Genomic DNA, 13,998 nt, shown 5'->3' with positions numbered 1-13,998 from the left:
AGTGACATACCACAATTAGACTAGCGGCTAGCGTTAAGGTTTATTGCATACCTAATTGTTGTTTGGCGCGTTCGCGACTTTGCACAATCTGCTTCTCGTTAAGGTAAAGCAATCCAGCGACTTTCCTAACTAGGTGTCGTTCATGCGGGTCTATTTGGTCATCAGCCAGCGCCAACATCCATAAATATTCGAGCAATTTCATGCGCTTAGTGCTGCCCCATTGATCGCAAATTTCGCGAGTGAAGCCTTGAAGACTGGTGGCTTCGTGAGCGGTATCTTTGGCTTGTTTGAAAAGTTCCTCAAGTTCCTCTTCATTTAGTTTGAACTCGCGGCGTAGAATTTCTCCCATGTAGATTAATTCGACTTTATCGACACGGCCATCCGAACGAATGACTTCAAACATCAGTGTTGCTGCAGCCAGTTTCAGCTCCAGTTCCCCACCTTCGGGTTTTTTGTCTGACTTTTTAATCAGCTTCTTTATTGATTTAAGCACGCCTTCTTCCTGTTTGTTCCCACTTATCTTTAAAGCATGACACAAATGTCACACTTTTAACTTGAAACACGGGTCTTCAGTACTCATATTATAGGCAATGTTTAGCCCATAGGAACGAAATTGTGAGACGTATTTTTTATTTTATCGCGACCAATGCCGCCATCATGATTGTGGCCGGTATTATCATTCAATTCTTGCCCGCAGAATATCAGACCAGCGATGGCCGGTTTCTTATTATTGCGTTGGTAGCTGGCTTCGGCGGCTCAATCGTGTCGTTATTGATGTCTAAATCAATGGCTAAGCGAGCGGCTGGTGTGTATGTCATCGAATCGCCTAGGAATGAAACTGAGCAATGGTTGTTAACCACCGTTGCACGCCAAGCCGAGCAGGCTGGCATCGGCATGCCTGAAGTCGGAATTTTCGAAACGCCGGACATGAACGCGTTTGCTACTGGGGCCAATAAAAATAATGCTTTGGTTGCCGTCAGTACCGGTTTGCTGCACAACATGACACGCGATGAAGCGGAAGCTGTTATGGGTCATGAGATCGCTCATGTGGCGAACGGCGACATGGTGACGCTGGCCTTAATACAAGGTGTGGTCAATACCTTTGTACTGCTATTGGCGCGCGCGTTGGCATTAGCGATTGATCGTGATGGACGTGGCATTGGCTACTTTGTTGGATTTATGGCTGGCCAAGTCGTGTTTGGTTTTCTTGCGAGTATTGTTGTTGCATTCTTCAGTCGTCGACGAGAGTACCGAGCCGATGCTGGTGGCGCAGAGTACGCTGGCGCGCACAAGATGATTGCAGCGCTGGAAAAGCTCAAGCAAGGACAAGCTGGTCACCTTCCTGATCAATTAGCGGCGTTTGGCATCAACAGCAGTGTCAAAAGCTTGTTCTCGACGCATCCTCCACTAGAAGAGCGGATTGCTGCGCTGAAAAATCGCTAATTCAGTATTGCTCAAGTAATACAGTTTTAATGTAACGGAAAGCGTCACGGTTAACCCCGTGGCGCTTTGTCGTTGTGAGCGCGGAATTGGCTTATGCCGGTGATTGAGTTCGGCACCTAGTATGTTGAAAGGCGCTGCTTATAACAGTTACTCCCTATACCAATAACCAAGCAATAGATGGACTCCAATTAGTATGAAGCAACACATAGGCTTAGTAAGTTTCGTCGTTCCGGATTATGATCCAGCGATTGATTTTTTCGTGGATAAACTCGGTTTTGAGCTAGTCGAGGATACCCAAATTGAAAGCGAAAATAAGCGCTGGGTTGTAGTGAAGCCGACGGGTTGCGACGGGTCAGCTTTGCTATTGGCGCGTGCTACCAAGTCGGCGCAATTAGAAGCGATTGGAAACCAAACTGGCGGCAGGGTCTTTTTATTTTTGTATACCGATGACTTTTGGCGCGATTATCAACTCTACCAATCACGCGGGATAGAATTTGTGCGTGAACCCAAAACCACCGAATATGGCACAGTGGCAGTGTTTGAGGATTTTGTTGGTAACCAGTGGGATCTAATTCAGCCGGCGGACTGAGTTGGCGCTGTTTGCTAATCGTGGCTACTAAATAGTTTTGCGCGTACCGTTTTACGGTATTCCTTCGGCGTTATTGACGAGAATTGTTTAAATAATTTGGTGAAGTAGCTTACGTCGAGGTAGCCCACGCGATAGGCGATTTCGGCGATGCTGAGATTGCTGCTTTGCAATAGTTCGCGCGCCACATTGAAGCGTTGCCGTTGCAAATATTGGAGCGGAGTCATATTCGTGGCAATGCGAAATCGGCGCGTGAAGTTTCGTTGACTCATACCGAACAACTCAGCCACTCGATGGATCGAAATAGCCGCCTTATTAATATGGTTCTGCATCCATAGTTGTGCCTGCAGTACCACTTCATCAGGGTGGTTTGAATTCTCCTTTTGGGTAAAGTTAAGGCGGTCGAAGGGCTGACGAACTTCGTGGGAGAAATGCTGAGAAAGGTGATCAGAGATTTCTTTGCTGTAGTAGCGATGCACGTGATGTAGCGTTAAGTCGGTTTGTGCGTTGATGCTGGCAGCGCAAAAAATACGTCCGGCTGAGGTGATGAAATGTTGACGCTTGAGTTCAACCAACGGGTAGTCGGTAGCGAATTGCTCTAAATGGTGCCAATGAGTGGTCGCTGGTTTGTCGTTTAGTAAACCGGTCTCAGCAATAAAGCATACGCCAGTGCCGGTCGCATTGAGAATAGCTCCATGTTCATACTGCCAGCGGACCCATTCGACTATGGCCGGGTTATTACGAACAATAGGGCGTGGATTGCGCCATAATGCTGGAATGTAAACCATATCAAATGCGGTCTGATCGAGCCTAACGTCTGGTTGTAAGCTTAGGCCTGAAGGTAATTCAATGCGCGCATTGTCAGCCGCCACTTTAACTAATTTAACTTTGGTGTTTTGACTGCCAGTACGAGTTAGCGCGGTTTGATTGGCGGCAAAGAATAGCTCATAAGCGTTGGTTAGGCTGGTCGCCAACATATGTGGCGTAATTAGAAATGCGACTTTCATGGCTTAATATGACCTTAATTGGCTATTGTTGGCTATTGTTGGCTTAAACGCCCTATAATATGGCTTAATCGCCATATTAAACCAAATGAAATGGACATATAATTCCGTTTTAGCCCAAACAATTGGGGCTCAACGACAATATTTAGTCCTACACTCGAAATAGGAGTCCCCATGACCCGTCTCCCCGTTATTGTTGGCTTTGGTGGTTACAATGCCGCCGGCCGTAGTTCGTTTCATCACGCATACCGCCGCACCATTCTGCATAGTTTGTCAGACGAAAAACGCGTCAGCACGTTATTAAGTTTGGCCTGTCTAATGCGCTTGGTTAGGTTCGAAGATGGTCAATATATCAGCGACGACGGAGAGGTTATGACACCTGTCCAGGTGGCTGACACTTATCAATCTACGATTGAAAGCAATACCCTGATTCGCAGGATCCATGCCAGCATGTTCGATCCAGACAAAGTGTTGGCATCGACTGAGTTCGACCTCAATAGTGACGAAACATCACAATTCGTGGTGCGCCGTCGGGATTTACCGCAACCGCTGCCAGCAAATTGGCAAGTTGAAGCATTAGATGAGCGTACGGTTAAGGTCACCATCGACGGTTCTATTTCGGTGAGAATGAACACGGTTCGCCCAATGGATGTGCAGTCTGCTGGTATCTTGCCGACTGGATTTTTACCCGCGGATCAGTATGAGTCTCGTTTTCATCCGCGCGGCTTGCAATTAACGGTGCTTGGCGCGTCAGATGCGATGAATTCCGTGGGTATTCCGTGGGACACGATTATGCAGCATATCTCGCCTGATCAAGTGGCGGTATTTGCGGCGAGTGGGCTAGGGCAGACTGATGACTACGGCATTGGTGGCTATATGCAAGCGCGATCACACGGCGGCCGAGCTACATCGAAGCAAATGGCTCTCGGGCTTAATTCGATGCCAGCTGATTTCGTGAATGCTTATATGTGCGGCAGTGTTGGTACCACCGGCGCGGCCACCGGAGCATGTGCCACCTTTTTGTATAATCTGCGTCTTGGGGTTGATGATATTGTCGCTGGACGTCATAGATTAGTGATCTGCGGTTCAAGCGAAGCGCCAGTGACTCCAGAAGTGATGGAAGGTTTCGCCGCAATGAGCGCCTTAGGCACCGACGATCGTTTGGCTAAGCTTGATGGTACTGAGACAGCGGATCACCGACGTGCATCACGACCGTTTGGCGAAAATGCTGGCTTTACCATGGGCGAGTCTACTCAGTACTTTGTTTTGATGGACGACGAGCTCGCATTAGAGCTCGGAGCGGATATCTACGGCGCTGTACCAAATGTATTTGTCAATGCAGACGGCTTTAAGAAGTCCATTTCTTCGCCCGGCGCCGGTAACTACATCACGGTGTCGAAGGCGGTTGCAGCAGCTCAAGCCATTGTCGGTAAAGAGGCTGTGAAAGAGCGCTCGTTTATTCAGGCTCATGGTTCAAGTACGCCACAAAATCGTATCACTGAATCGATGATCTTCGATAAAGTAGCAAAGGGGTTCGATATTGAGAAGTGGCCGGTCACGGCGGTTAAAGCGTTTGTTGGGCACCCATTGGGACCTGCGAGTGGCGACCAGCTGGCCAATACTCTCGGTGTGTTTGCTGATGGTATTATTCCTGGTATCAAAACTACCGAGAAAGTGGCCGATGACGTTTTTGACGATCGTTTAGACATCGTATTAACAGACAAGGCAGCAAAGATGGACGTCGCTTTTCTCAATTCGAAGGGTTTTGGCGGCAATAATGCAACAGCGATTGTGCTGTCTCCGTCAGTCGTAGAGTCGATGTTGACACACCGTTATGGTGATCAAAAATTCCAAGCATATTGTGACAAGCGCGAGGCGGTTAGGGCGGTGGCAAAGGAATATGACGACAAGGCGCTGCAAGGTGATTTGCAGATCATCTATAATTTCGGCTCTGGCATTATTGAAGAGCATGAAATTAGTGTGACCGAGGCAGCGTTATCTATTGAACGTTTCGCTAATGCTATTCCGCTCGAATTTGCCAACCCGTATGCCGATATGACCGATGGTTGAAGAGTCCTTAACTGTAGTGAACGGTGAGTCCTCAACCGTGGTGAATGAAGAGTCCTCAACCGTCGTGAATGATGAGTCGTCAACTCCGTTGCCTAACGGTTTGTCACACTCATTATCTTTGACCGGCCAGCATGTGGCGCTGGAGCCGCTAGCTGCAGCTCACGTTGATGCCCTAATTCTGGCAGCGACAGACGGTGAGTTGTGGAAACTGCCCTATACGGCGGTGCCTGATGCCGCTGGTATGGCCAACATGGTTTCGGCTGCTATAGCGCTGCGCGAGCAGGGCGCAGAGCTACCATTCGCGGTGCGGCGACTAAGCGATGGAAAAATAGTTGGCTCAACTCGCTACTATTTCATAAGCCCGCACGATCGTAATCTGTCGATTGGTTACACCTGGTATGCCCAGTCAGCGCAACGCACAGCGGTGAATACCGAATGTAAACTATTATTGTTGGAGCATGCCTTCGAACGACTGAAATGTATCAGTGTGCAATGGCATACGCATCATGACAATAAGCGCTCACAAGCAGCAATACAGCGGCTCGGTGCAAAATTCGAAGGAGTTCTTCGCAACAACAAAATTATGCCCGATGGCTCGATTCGGCATACACACTGCTTCTCCATGTTGGATACTGAGTGGCCAGAGTCCAAACAACGGTTAATTGCGCGCTTGAATCACTATCGGACATCAACCTAAAATTCGCTATTAATTAGGCACAAGGTTCAAGCGAGCAGGTAAAAGTATCGCTAAAAGCGGGGATGGTGGCTCTGTGTTCGTGGTAAGTCAGTAAGCCTAAGGGAGTGGGCTTAAGTATTGATTTGAGCTTTTAGGCGATGACTATTTTATGCAAAAAAATATACAAAAAAAGCGCCAAGAGCGAGCGGCTCATTGGCGCTAAGCGATTCAATTTTAGAGTTCAGTATATATATTACTAAGACTTTAATTTGAATCGCTATGGCTGGCGTTTTGAGGTGGTTTATTCCTCAGACTTTTCCAGTAATTCTTCAATTTCAACAGCGCGTTGCTGTAATTCTAGCTCTTGGCGTCGGAGGTTCAGTTTCTCTTGTTCGATCTTCAATAGTTCTTCTTGAATTGAAATCTGATCCTTTGCTTCTTGTTCGCGTTTGGCTTCAGCATCGGCTTTTTCTTTTGCAGCTTGTGCTGCCCGTTCACGCTCTTGCTGTTGGCGACGTTTGGCTTCACGCTCTTTTTCAGCCGCAGCACGTTGTTGGTCGGCGGATGGTTTTGGTGCTGCGGGCTTGGCTTTAGTGCTTGCTTGGCCTGCAGCCGCTAAATACTCTTCGCTACACGACTTCTCGGCGGCGATAACGCGGTCTGTGTCGCAGAATCCGTCGACATCTTTGGCGCACCACTGTTCGCCATCGGTTTTGCGCTGCACTTTTCGCTCGCTGTCGTCAGCGCAGGTCACGGTGAATACCCAGTAAGCATCTTCTGGTCCGTATTGTGCAAATTCGTCAGCTGTCTGACTTTTGACTTTGGCATGGCTCACCGGCGATAGGCCGAGTGCCGCTAAAATCATCAATGAGAGTGCAGCAGATTGTTTGGTGATAGTCGGTCGACCCGACGCTTGCTTGGATTGTTTTATGTTCATTTGAATCATTGTCTACCCCTAGACTTGAAAAATATTACACACAACGCTTGTTTTTACTGAAGCAACTTTTAAGCGTATTCATGCGAGTGGATTGCGTTGGTTTCTGGCTAAGTGCCCATGTTTTGTTTCTTTAACTCTAGCTCGAGCCCTTGGAGTTCCAAACGCTTTTGTTCGATGAGTATGCGTTGCTCTTCAATTTGCAATTGTTCGCGCATTAATTCGGCACGCGTTGGCGGTTCAGTCGAAACACTCTCTTTTGGTGATTGTTCGACTGGGGCCGTTGTGTCAGCAGCTACCGGTGCAGGTGCAGGTTCGCTCGACACTTGCTCCGTGGCTTTAGGTGCTGCCGCCGCAGAACTATTCTCCGCTTCATCCGCTACCGCGCTCGCAGAGGAATCATCACACATTTGACGCGAAATTGAGTACTTATTTTCATCGCACATGCTTGGTGATTCGACCGAGCACCATTGATTTCCGGCTATTGGTTTGCGCATTAACTTAGGAGTGTCAACATTTTCGCACACAACCGATACTTCCCAATAGGGTGCATCTGCTTCAATAAATGATTCGAGAGACATTGAGTCAACTGCTGCATTAGCGCCGTTGCTGGCAACAAGTGCTAACACTGCGGTCATGCTCATCGCAATGTTGCTATGTCGGTTGGATTGTTTAAAAACCCGGTTTGATCCTGGAAATTGCAAGTAAGACTCCATTTTATTTGATTGATGCAGAACGTCTGCGTTGTTGTTCTTTTTCAGTTTGTTTGGCTTTGCGATGATGTTCTGCGGCAACTCGGCTGTCACTACCGATATGCGCTTCACCACGTTGCTTGGCAAGTTGCACTTGCTTCTCGCGCTCACTGAAGCGATGTTTTTGTTCTTCCGTTAGCGCGCTATAGCAACGCGGGCAGCTAACGCCGGGAAGGTAGTGGTCAGACTGTTTGTCTGCCTCTGTAATTGGGTATCGACAAGCGTGACACTGGTCATACTGGCCTTTTTCCAGCGCGTGGTTGACCGCCACACGTTCGTCAAATACAAAACACTCGCCTTGCCATTTGCTGGTGGTTGGCGGCACTTCTTCTAAGTACTTTAGGATGCCACCTTTAAGGTGATAAACCTCGTCAAAACCTTGCTCTTTCATGAACGCCGAGGCTTTCTCGCAGCGGATGCCGCCGGTGCAAAACATAGCTACCTTCGAATGCTTTTTCGGGTCCAAGTTATTGGCGACATAGTCTGGAAACTCGCGAAAAGATTCGGTGTGGGGATTTTGCGCATTCTCGAAAGTGCCGATGCCGTACTCGTATTCATTGCGAGTGTCGATGACGATGACGTCAGGGTCATCGATTAGCGCGTTCCATTGTTGCGGCTCAACGTACGTTCCCACCACCTTGTTCGGGTCAATGCCGTCGATACCCATCGTGACGATTTCTTTTTTCAACTTCACCTTGGTGCGGTGAAATGGAGGCTCCTCATGATATGAAAGTTTGTAATCAAATTCAGCTAGGCGAGCGTCTTGCTGCATCCATGCAATAAATGCTTGAATGGCATCATCGCTGCCGGCAATAGTGCCATTAATGCCTTCGACAGCCAGTAATAAGGTGCCGCGTACCGCTAGTTGATTTAACTTATCTAAGTACGCCGGCTTCAGGGTTTCAAAGTCGTCAAGGCGTACGAATTTATACAGCGCGCAGACTGTTATCGGAAGTCGCTCGGGATTATTTTGAGTGGTGTGTTGGTGTGCTGAACTAATCATTTGGAAATTGCGAACCAGAACGTAAATCTGGAGCAGATGGCCTGTAAAACATGGCCTTAAGTATCTAATAGATAGTGTTTTTGTTCAACACGCATACGCCGTCAATGTGTGACAATTGCCATCGAATGTGGTGATTATTTTTAAGATAGCGTTCGAATCCTAGGTTTGTACAAATAAATGACGTTCTGATGTCTTACTAATGTGCGACATTGGGCTGTTAATGTTGGTGGCCGACAGGCGGTGAGACGTCGCGTTTGTCTGCTACCAGCCTTGTTTCCAGCTGACGCTGCGAATCTTCCAGTCATTGCCCTCAAGCGCTAATAAAATTGAGAATCGGTAGCCGTCTGCACGCAGGCGATTTGATTCGTTGGATAGATCATCTTCACGTGCGGACATGGAGACGGATAGTTCTACGCTGGCTAGGTTTTCCGTGATCTCAATTGAGCGGATAAGCGAGAATGCATTTATTTTCTGATTGCGTAAAATTTGCAGCTGGACGAGGCGGGCGATGCTCTTTTTGTCTTGGCCAGTATGATCTAAGTAATCGTCGCTTATATGATCCATTACGCCGGATAGTGAACGCCTCTCGGCGGCTTCCTCGACTGAAGCGAGCACGGCTTTAACTTGAGTTTCTGGATCATCAGGGTTCGATCCCCCACATGCACTTAATATAGTGATTAGCGTTGCCAGAATGAAGCACGTACGAAATAAGGATTGCATAGTCGCTACCGTGTGGTGTTAAACCGATTATACTAACGGCGATGAACTACTTGAGCCATCTGTTTTTTTCGAAACGCACCGCGCATTCGTTTACCGGTAACCTTATGGGTGACTTTAAGCCTTCGTCAGCACTGCTTGCCGAGCTTCCGCCAGCGGTGCTACTGGGTATCCAAAATCACCGTTTGGTTGACAAGAAGACTGATCAGTTTGCCGCGGTGCAACATTTGCGTACCTTATTCTCGCCGTTACGGCGGCGTTATGCTGGTGTGATTACTGATATCGCGTTTGACTATTTCTTAATCAAGCATTGGTCGCAGTTCGCTCACGTTGAGTTTGATGCGTTTCGACGGCAGTGTTATGCCGGTTTAACCGAAAATATTGATATCATGCCGCCTCGAATGGCTGGAGTGGTGGCCAATATGTGTCAACACGATTGGCTTAAGCATTACGAATCACTGGATGGTATTGCTTTGAGTATTGATCGCGTGAGTGAACGTATTCGATTTAGCAATAATATGGCTGGTGGCATCATCGAAGTTGAGGCGAATTATGATGCGATGGAACAGGCATTTTTGGCATTATTTAGTTATCTGCAGTCGGAAGTCTCTAAAGCGGATATTGAGGCGTAGAAGCACTTAATTATTAAGCCTTTTGGTGATAATCCAGTAGATGCGGATGTGTTCAAAAAAGACCCAAAAAAGCCCCATATTGCTTTGACACACAGCGACACACTCTATATGATTCGCCCGAATTGAGAACATACCGATTGGCTGCCCGAATCTTCGCGCGGTGGATCAATCGATTAAGCATTAAATCAGCGAGGCAAACCATGGCTGTACAAAAGAGTAAAAAATCAAATTCACGTAAAGGCATGCGCCGTTCACACGACGCTATGTCTGAGCCGACACTTTCTACCGATTCAATGACTGGAGAGTTGCATCGTCGTCACCATGTTACTGAAACTGGTTTCTACAAAGGTAAAAAAGTAGTCAACGTTAAGACTGCTAACTAGCAACTTTACGTAGCAGTTCATTAAAAGGCCTCTTTTTGAGGCCTTTTTTGCTTCATGGTTCGATGAAGTTTGGCAGTTTGCTGCGAATTATCGCTTTCAAGGCGTTTGCCTTTAATTAGGTTGGGGCAGTGTGACTATCATGATGCCAAGGCATTAGCGCTGGTCGGCCAATGGCGGCATCACTATGTTAAATTCCTAATCTGTTGCTGGTACAAGACGCCCAATGCGTACTATCATAAGCAATCCTTGTAAGCCTTTTGTGTCGCGCCATATTGTTGCTGTTAAACTGTGTGTTTACGCTCAGTTTCGTGACCTCTTCGTTTTAATCGAAAATAATAGGAATAATAGATTTCGATGTCTTCAAAAACTCCAGTAGTAACCGTAGCAGTCGATGCGATGGGCGGCGATTTCGGCCCAGAAGTAACGGTGCCTGCGGCAATTGCCTTTTTAACTAAGCCACATAATTCAAGCCATCGAATTGTATTGGTGGGTTTGGTCGACATGATCGAACCGATCGTGCAGGCTAAGGGTGGCGCGGCATTGATGAATGCTGGTCGGTTGTCGATTCATGCTGCCAGTGAAGTGGTGGCGATGGATGAGTCGCCGGCATTAGCCTTGAAGCGTAAAAAAGATTCGTCGATGCGAGTTGCAATCAACCTAGTTAAAGAAGGGTCGGCGCAAGCGGCAGTAAGTGCCGGAAATACCGGTGCCTTAATGGCGACCGCTAGGTTTGTGTTGAAAACCATCAAAGGCATTGATCGACCAGCTATTATTTCGACGCTACCATGCTTGGACCCCAGTAAAACGGTGCATATGTTGGATCTTGGGGCCAATGTCGATTCCACTCCTGAGATGTTGGTGCAGTTCGCCGTAATGGGGTCGGTATTGACGCATTATGTCGATAAAAAGGAGTCTCCCCGCGTGGCATTGCTCAATGTTGGTGCCGAAGAGATTAAAGGCAGTGAGAAAGTTAAACGTGCCTCGCAGCTGCTGAGTGCTAGTTCCCTTAACTATGTCGGGTACGTCGAGGCTGATGAAATTCTATTTAGCAAAGTCGACGTCATAGTTTGTGATGGGTTTGAAGGCAATGTCGCGTTAAAGGCGAGCGAAGGGACGGCTAAAATGATTTTGAGCGTCCTTAAAGAAGAATTTAAGAGTTCGCTGTACTCAAAACTGGCTGGTGCTGTGGCACTGCCGGTGTTTAAATCAGTGCAATCTCGTTTAGACCCTCGTAGCCATAATGGTGCATCGCTAATCGGCTTAAACGGCATTGTGGTAAAGAGCCATGGCGGCACTGACGTGGTTGGCTTCGAATTTGCTATTCAAGAAGCACGTCAGCAAGCAAGTCGCGATGTGATTGGTCATATCAGTACGGAAATTGGAAAAGTATTTACCAGTTAAAACAACAACCTGCATAAACAAAGTAAAGTAAATTAGCATGAAAATTTCTTTAATTTTTCCTGGTCAGGGATCACAGTCTATTGGCATGATGAGTGCGCTGGCTGAGGCTCATCCTTTGGTCAAAGACCTATTTGTTGAAGCATCTGATGTATTGGGTGTTGATCTTTGGGCTATGACGCAAGAGGGTCCGCTTGATGCGCTTTCACAAACCGAAAATACTCAGCCAGCATTATTGACAGCAGGCGTCGCAGCTTGGCGAGTATGGCAAGCACTAGGCGGCGCAACGCCACATATCATGGCTGGCCATAGCTTGGGCGAATACACCGCGTTAGTCAGCGCTGGCGCTATCTCGTTCGCAGATGGCGTTGCCTTAGTGCGCGATCGCGGGCGTTATATGCAAGATGCTGTGCCAGCCGGTGAAGGCGGTATGGCGGCAATCATTGGCTTAGACGATGATCAAGTAAAGGCAGTCTGTGAAGCACTTACCGCCGCTGGTGATCTGGTTCAAGCGGTCAATTTTAATGCGCCAGGTCAGGTGGTTATCGCTGGAACCGCTGCGGGAATTGAGAAGTCAGCTCAGGCAATGAAAGAGGCCGGTGCTAAGCGCGCTCTACCGTTGCCAGTGTCGATTCCGGCTCATAGTAGTTTAATGAGTCCGGCTTCTGATCGCTTAGCGCAGCGCCTGGCGGATATTACGGTGGTAATGCCGAGCATTCCGGTGTTACATAACTGCAACGTCAGCATCGCCAGTTCGACAGATGAAATTAAGCAAAACTTAGTGGCACAGCTTGATTCTCCAGTACGCTGGGTTGAGTCAGTTCAAACCATGCACCGACAGGGAGTAGGGTTGTTTATCGAGAGTGGTCCAGGCCGAGTATTAGGTGGTATGGTCAAGCGAATTGTTAAAGAAGCTGATACCGCTTGCATTGAGAAGCCTGATGCCTTTGGCGCGTTAATTAGCTAATTCATTCCGTCAATAATTTTATCTATTACCAAGAGGCTAAGTCATGTTCGACCTAAGCAATAAAGTATGTCTCGTTACGGGCGCAACCCGTGGCATTGGAAAATCAATTGCAGCCCAGTTAGGCGCTCAAGGTGCCACCGTTATCGGCACGGCAACATCACAGAATGGTGCGGATGCCATCTCGGAGGCTTTGAAGTCGGCTGGCATCAAAGGCGAGGGAGTAGTATTAAACGTTACTGAGCTCGAATCAGTTGAAGCCGTTCTTAAGCACATTAGCGACCAGTATGGTGCCATTACAGTGTTGGTAAACAATGCTGGCATTACGCGTGACAATCTAATGATGCGCATGAAGGAGGAGGAGTGGGACGACATTATGAGCACCAACCTCAAATCCGTGTACCGTTTGTCAAAAGGGGTATTACGAGGCATGATGAAGGCACGCTCGGGTCGTATTATTAATATTACCTCTGTGGTTGGCGTGTCGGGTAATGCCGGACAAGCTAATTATGCGGCCGCCAAAGCTGGCGTGATCGGTTTTAGTAAGTCGCTAGCGCAAGAAATTGCCTCACGAGGCATTACCGTGAATGCTGTTGCTCCTGGTTTTATTAATACCGATATGACTAAAGCATTGAATGAAGATCAAGTCGCCAAAATGACGGCAACGATTCCAGCTCAACGATTGGGCGAGCCGGAAGACATTGCCTCGACTGTGGTGTTCTTAGCGTCGGATGAAAGTGCTTATATTACCGGTTCGACACTCCACGTAAATGGTGGCATGTACATGACATAGTAAGGCTAAGGTGTGGTCTAATTCATTATTAGTTACATGCCTTAAGTTTATTTGAACGACAATCGGTAATTATTTTGCAAAGTGGTCGCTTTTTTATATAATGCGCCGCATTGATCAACCACTGACGGTCCTTACCAAATTCGGTGGGCCGCCGTATTTATCACACCTGAGGTCCGGCAAGTTAGGACCGACGGTAATTTAGCTCCCCCTTAATTAGAGGTACACTCATGAGCAGTATTGAAGAACGCGTAAAAAAAATCGTCATTGAACAACTTGGCGTAAACGAAGACCAAGTTGTTAACAGTGCATCATTCGTCGATGACTTAGGTGCTGACTCTCTCGACACTGTTGAGTTGGTTATGGCTTTGGAAGAAGAGTTTGAAACAGAAATTCCTGATGAAGAAGCTGAAAACATCACTACTGTTCAGCAAGCAATCGACTACGTTAACAAAGCTAGTTAATTGTTAGTTTGATTAGCTTGGCTAGGGTTTAGCGAATATGCCAATTTGGTATCGCAAGACAACTAGCTAAAAAAGCCGCCCTGGAGCTATCCGAGGCGGCTTTTTTGATTGAGTTTAAGCTAGGCGCGGTATGCCGACCTTGCCAGTCGGAATGTGCGTTAAGCGCGGTTTGCGTGGGTATA

General features: G+C 47.6%; 16 protein-coding genes. 10 read left to right on the top strand and 6 right to left on the bottom strand.

Features of this window, described 5'->3' with window-relative positions; all coding sequences use genetic code 11:
* Positions 1–40: 40 nt before the first annotated feature.
* Positions 41–493 (bottom strand): tellurite resistance TerB family protein, encoded by a 453-nt coding sequence (locus DFR28_RS17495; protein WP_170132165.1) that lies wholly within the window; start codon positions 491–493, stop codon positions 41–43.
* A 119-nt stretch (positions 494–612) separates the two neighbouring features.
* Here DFR28_RS17495 and htpX point away from each other — a divergent pair, with 119 nt between their 5' ends.
* Positions 613–1,443: a protease HtpX gene (gene htpX / locus DFR28_RS17490; RefSeq protein ID WP_425455485.1), complete on the top strand. Its 831-nt coding sequence runs from the start codon at positions 613–615 to the stop codon at positions 1,441–1,443.
* Positions 1,444–1,636: 193 nt separating this feature from the next.
* Positions 1,637–2,032 (top strand): VOC family protein, encoded by a 396-nt coding sequence (locus DFR28_RS17485; protein WP_113955690.1) that lies wholly within the window; start codon positions 1,637–1,639, stop codon positions 2,030–2,032.
* Positions 2,033–2,046: 14 nt separating this feature from the next.
* Here the strand turns inward: DFR28_RS17485 and DFR28_RS17480 are convergent, their stop codons facing one another.
* Positions 2,047–3,036, bottom strand: coding sequence for a GlxA family transcriptional regulator (locus DFR28_RS17480; protein ID WP_113955689.1), 990 nt, complete (start codon positions 3,034–3,036; stop codon positions 2,047–2,049).
* A 171-nt stretch (positions 3,037–3,207) separates the two neighbouring features.
* On the opposite strand from DFR28_RS17480, the gene DFR28_RS17475 reads away from it, so the two are divergent.
* Both DFR28_RS17475 and DFR28_RS17470 read left to right on the top strand, forming a co-directional pair.
* Positions 3,208–5,103, top strand: coding sequence for a beta-ketoacyl synthase (locus tag DFR28_RS17475; protein ID WP_113955688.1), 1,896 nt, complete (start codon positions 3,208–3,210; stop codon positions 5,101–5,103).
* On the top strand, positions 5,096–5,800 hold the full coding sequence (locus DFR28_RS17470; RefSeq protein WP_113955687.1) for a GNAT family N-acetyltransferase: 705 nt from the start codon (positions 5,096–5,098) through the stop codon (positions 5,798–5,800). Before DFR28_RS17475 ends, DFR28_RS17470 begins: the two co-directional genes overlap by 8 nt.
* A 280-nt stretch (positions 5,801–6,080) precedes the next feature.
* Here the strand turns inward: DFR28_RS17470 and DFR28_RS17465 are convergent, their stop codons facing one another.
* The 4 genes from DFR28_RS17465 to DFR28_RS17450 form a co-directional block, all read right to left on the bottom strand.
* Positions 6,081–6,725, bottom strand: a complete 645-nt coding sequence (locus DFR28_RS17465; protein ID WP_113955686.1) for a hypothetical protein — start codon at positions 6,723–6,725, stop codon at positions 6,081–6,083.
* A 98-nt stretch (positions 6,726–6,823) separates the two neighbouring features.
* Positions 6,824–7,357: a hypothetical protein gene (locus DFR28_RS17460; protein ID WP_147251052.1), complete on the bottom strand. Its 534-nt coding sequence runs from the start codon at positions 7,355–7,357 to the stop codon at positions 6,824–6,826.
* A 73-nt stretch (positions 7,358–7,430) separates the two neighbouring features.
* Entirely contained in the window at positions 7,431–8,468 is a 1,038-nt protein-coding gene (trhO, locus tag DFR28_RS17455; protein ID WP_113955684.1) for an oxygen-dependent tRNA uridine(34) hydroxylase TrhO, read from the bottom strand.
* A gap of 261 nt (positions 8,469–8,729) precedes the next feature.
* Entirely contained in the window at positions 8,730–9,188 is a 459-nt protein-coding gene (locus DFR28_RS17450) for a hypothetical protein (RefSeq protein WP_113955683.1), read from the bottom strand.
* Positions 9,189–9,229: 41 nt separating this feature from the next.
* Here DFR28_RS17450 and DFR28_RS17445 point away from each other — a divergent pair, with 41 nt between their 5' ends.
* The 6 genes from DFR28_RS17445 (at position 9,230) to acpP (ending at position 13,816) form a co-directional block, all read left to right on the top strand.
* Positions 9,230–9,817, top strand: a complete 588-nt coding sequence (locus DFR28_RS17445) for an acyl carrier protein phosphodiesterase (protein ID WP_113955682.1) — start codon at positions 9,230–9,232, stop codon at positions 9,815–9,817.
* A gap of 200 nt (positions 9,818–10,017) precedes the next feature.
* Complete coding sequence (gene rpmF / locus DFR28_RS17440; RefSeq protein WP_113955681.1) at positions 10,018–10,200, top strand: 50S ribosomal protein L32; 183 nt, start codon at positions 10,018–10,020, stop codon at positions 10,198–10,200.
* Positions 10,201–10,554: 354 nt separating this feature from the next.
* Positions 10,555–11,601, top strand: coding sequence for a phosphate acyltransferase PlsX (gene plsX / locus DFR28_RS17435; protein ID WP_113955680.1), 1,047 nt, complete (start codon positions 10,555–10,557; stop codon positions 11,599–11,601).
* 37 nt (positions 11,602–11,638) lie between these two features.
* A complete protein-coding gene (gene fabD / locus DFR28_RS17430; RefSeq protein ID WP_113955679.1) occupies positions 11,639–12,565 on the top strand; it encodes an ACP S-malonyltransferase in 927 nt (308 codons plus the stop codon).
* 43 nt (positions 12,566–12,608) lie between these two features.
* Positions 12,609–13,355 carry a 3-oxoacyl-ACP reductase FabG gene (gene fabG, locus DFR28_RS17425; protein ID WP_113955678.1) on the top strand — a complete coding sequence of 249 codons (747 nt, stop codon included), beginning with the start codon at positions 12,609–12,611 and terminating at the stop codon, positions 13,353–13,355.
* Between the two features lie 227 nt (positions 13,356–13,582).
* Positions 13,583–13,816, top strand: coding sequence for an acyl carrier protein (gene acpP, locus DFR28_RS17420; protein WP_113955677.1), 234 nt, complete (start codon positions 13,583–13,585; stop codon positions 13,814–13,816).
* Positions 13,817–13,998: the final 182 nt, after the last annotated feature.

The sequence above is a fragment of the Arenicella xantha genome, from assembly GCF_003315245.1.
Taxonomy (GTDB): Bacteria; Pseudomonadota; Gammaproteobacteria; order Arenicellales; family Arenicellaceae; genus Arenicella; species Arenicella xantha.
Note: the sequence above shows the minus strand (reverse complement) of the source record. Positions and strands in the feature narration are given on the sequence as shown.

Excerpts from the sequence above, each read along its gene's own strand:
- plsX (WP_113955680.1), top strand. The coding sequence starts at position 10,555 with ATGTCTTCAAAAACTCCAGTAGTAACCGTAGCAGTCGATGCGATGGGC.
- fabG (WP_113955678.1), top strand. The coding sequence starts at position 12,609 with ATGTTCGACCTAAGCAATAAAGTATGTCTCGTTACGGGCGCAACCCGT.
- fabD (WP_113955679.1), top strand. The coding sequence starts at position 11,639 with ATGAAAATTTCTTTAATTTTTCCTGGTCAGGGATCACAGTCTATTGGC.
- DFR28_RS17485 (WP_113955690.1), top strand. The coding sequence starts at position 1,637 with ATGAAGCAACACATAGGCTTAGTAAGTTTCGTCGTTCCGGATTATGAT.
- DFR28_RS17460 (WP_147251052.1), bottom strand. The coding sequence starts at position 7,357 with ATGAGCATGACCGCAGTGTTAGCACTTGTTGCCAGCAACGGCGCTAAT.
- DFR28_RS17465 (WP_113955686.1), bottom strand. The coding sequence starts at position 6,725 with ATGATTCAAATGAACATAAAACAATCCAAGCAAGCGTCGGGTCGACCG.
- acpP (WP_113955677.1), top strand. The coding sequence starts at position 13,583 with ATGAGCAGTATTGAAGAACGCGTAAAAAAAATCGTCATTGAACAACTT.
- DFR28_RS17475 (WP_113955688.1), top strand. The coding sequence starts at position 3,208 with ATGACCCGTCTCCCCGTTATTGTTGGCTTTGGTGGTTACAATGCCGCC.
- rpmF (WP_113955681.1), top strand. The coding sequence starts at position 10,018 with ATGGCTGTACAAAAGAGTAAAAAATCAAATTCACGTAAAGGCATGCGC.
- DFR28_RS17480 (WP_113955689.1), bottom strand. The coding sequence starts at position 3,036 with ATGAAAGTCGCATTTCTAATTACGCCACATATGTTGGCGACCAGCCTA.
- DFR28_RS17470 (WP_113955687.1), top strand. The coding sequence starts at position 5,096 with ATGGTTGAAGAGTCCTTAACTGTAGTGAACGGTGAGTCCTCAACCGTG.
- trhO (WP_113955684.1), bottom strand. The coding sequence starts at position 8,468 with ATGATTAGTTCAGCACACCAACACACCACTCAAAATAATCCCGAGCGA.
- DFR28_RS17445 (WP_113955682.1), top strand. The coding sequence starts at position 9,230 with ATGAACTACTTGAGCCATCTGTTTTTTTCGAAACGCACCGCGCATTCG.
- DFR28_RS17450 (WP_113955683.1), bottom strand. The coding sequence starts at position 9,188 with ATGCAATCCTTATTTCGTACGTGCTTCATTCTGGCAACGCTAATCACT.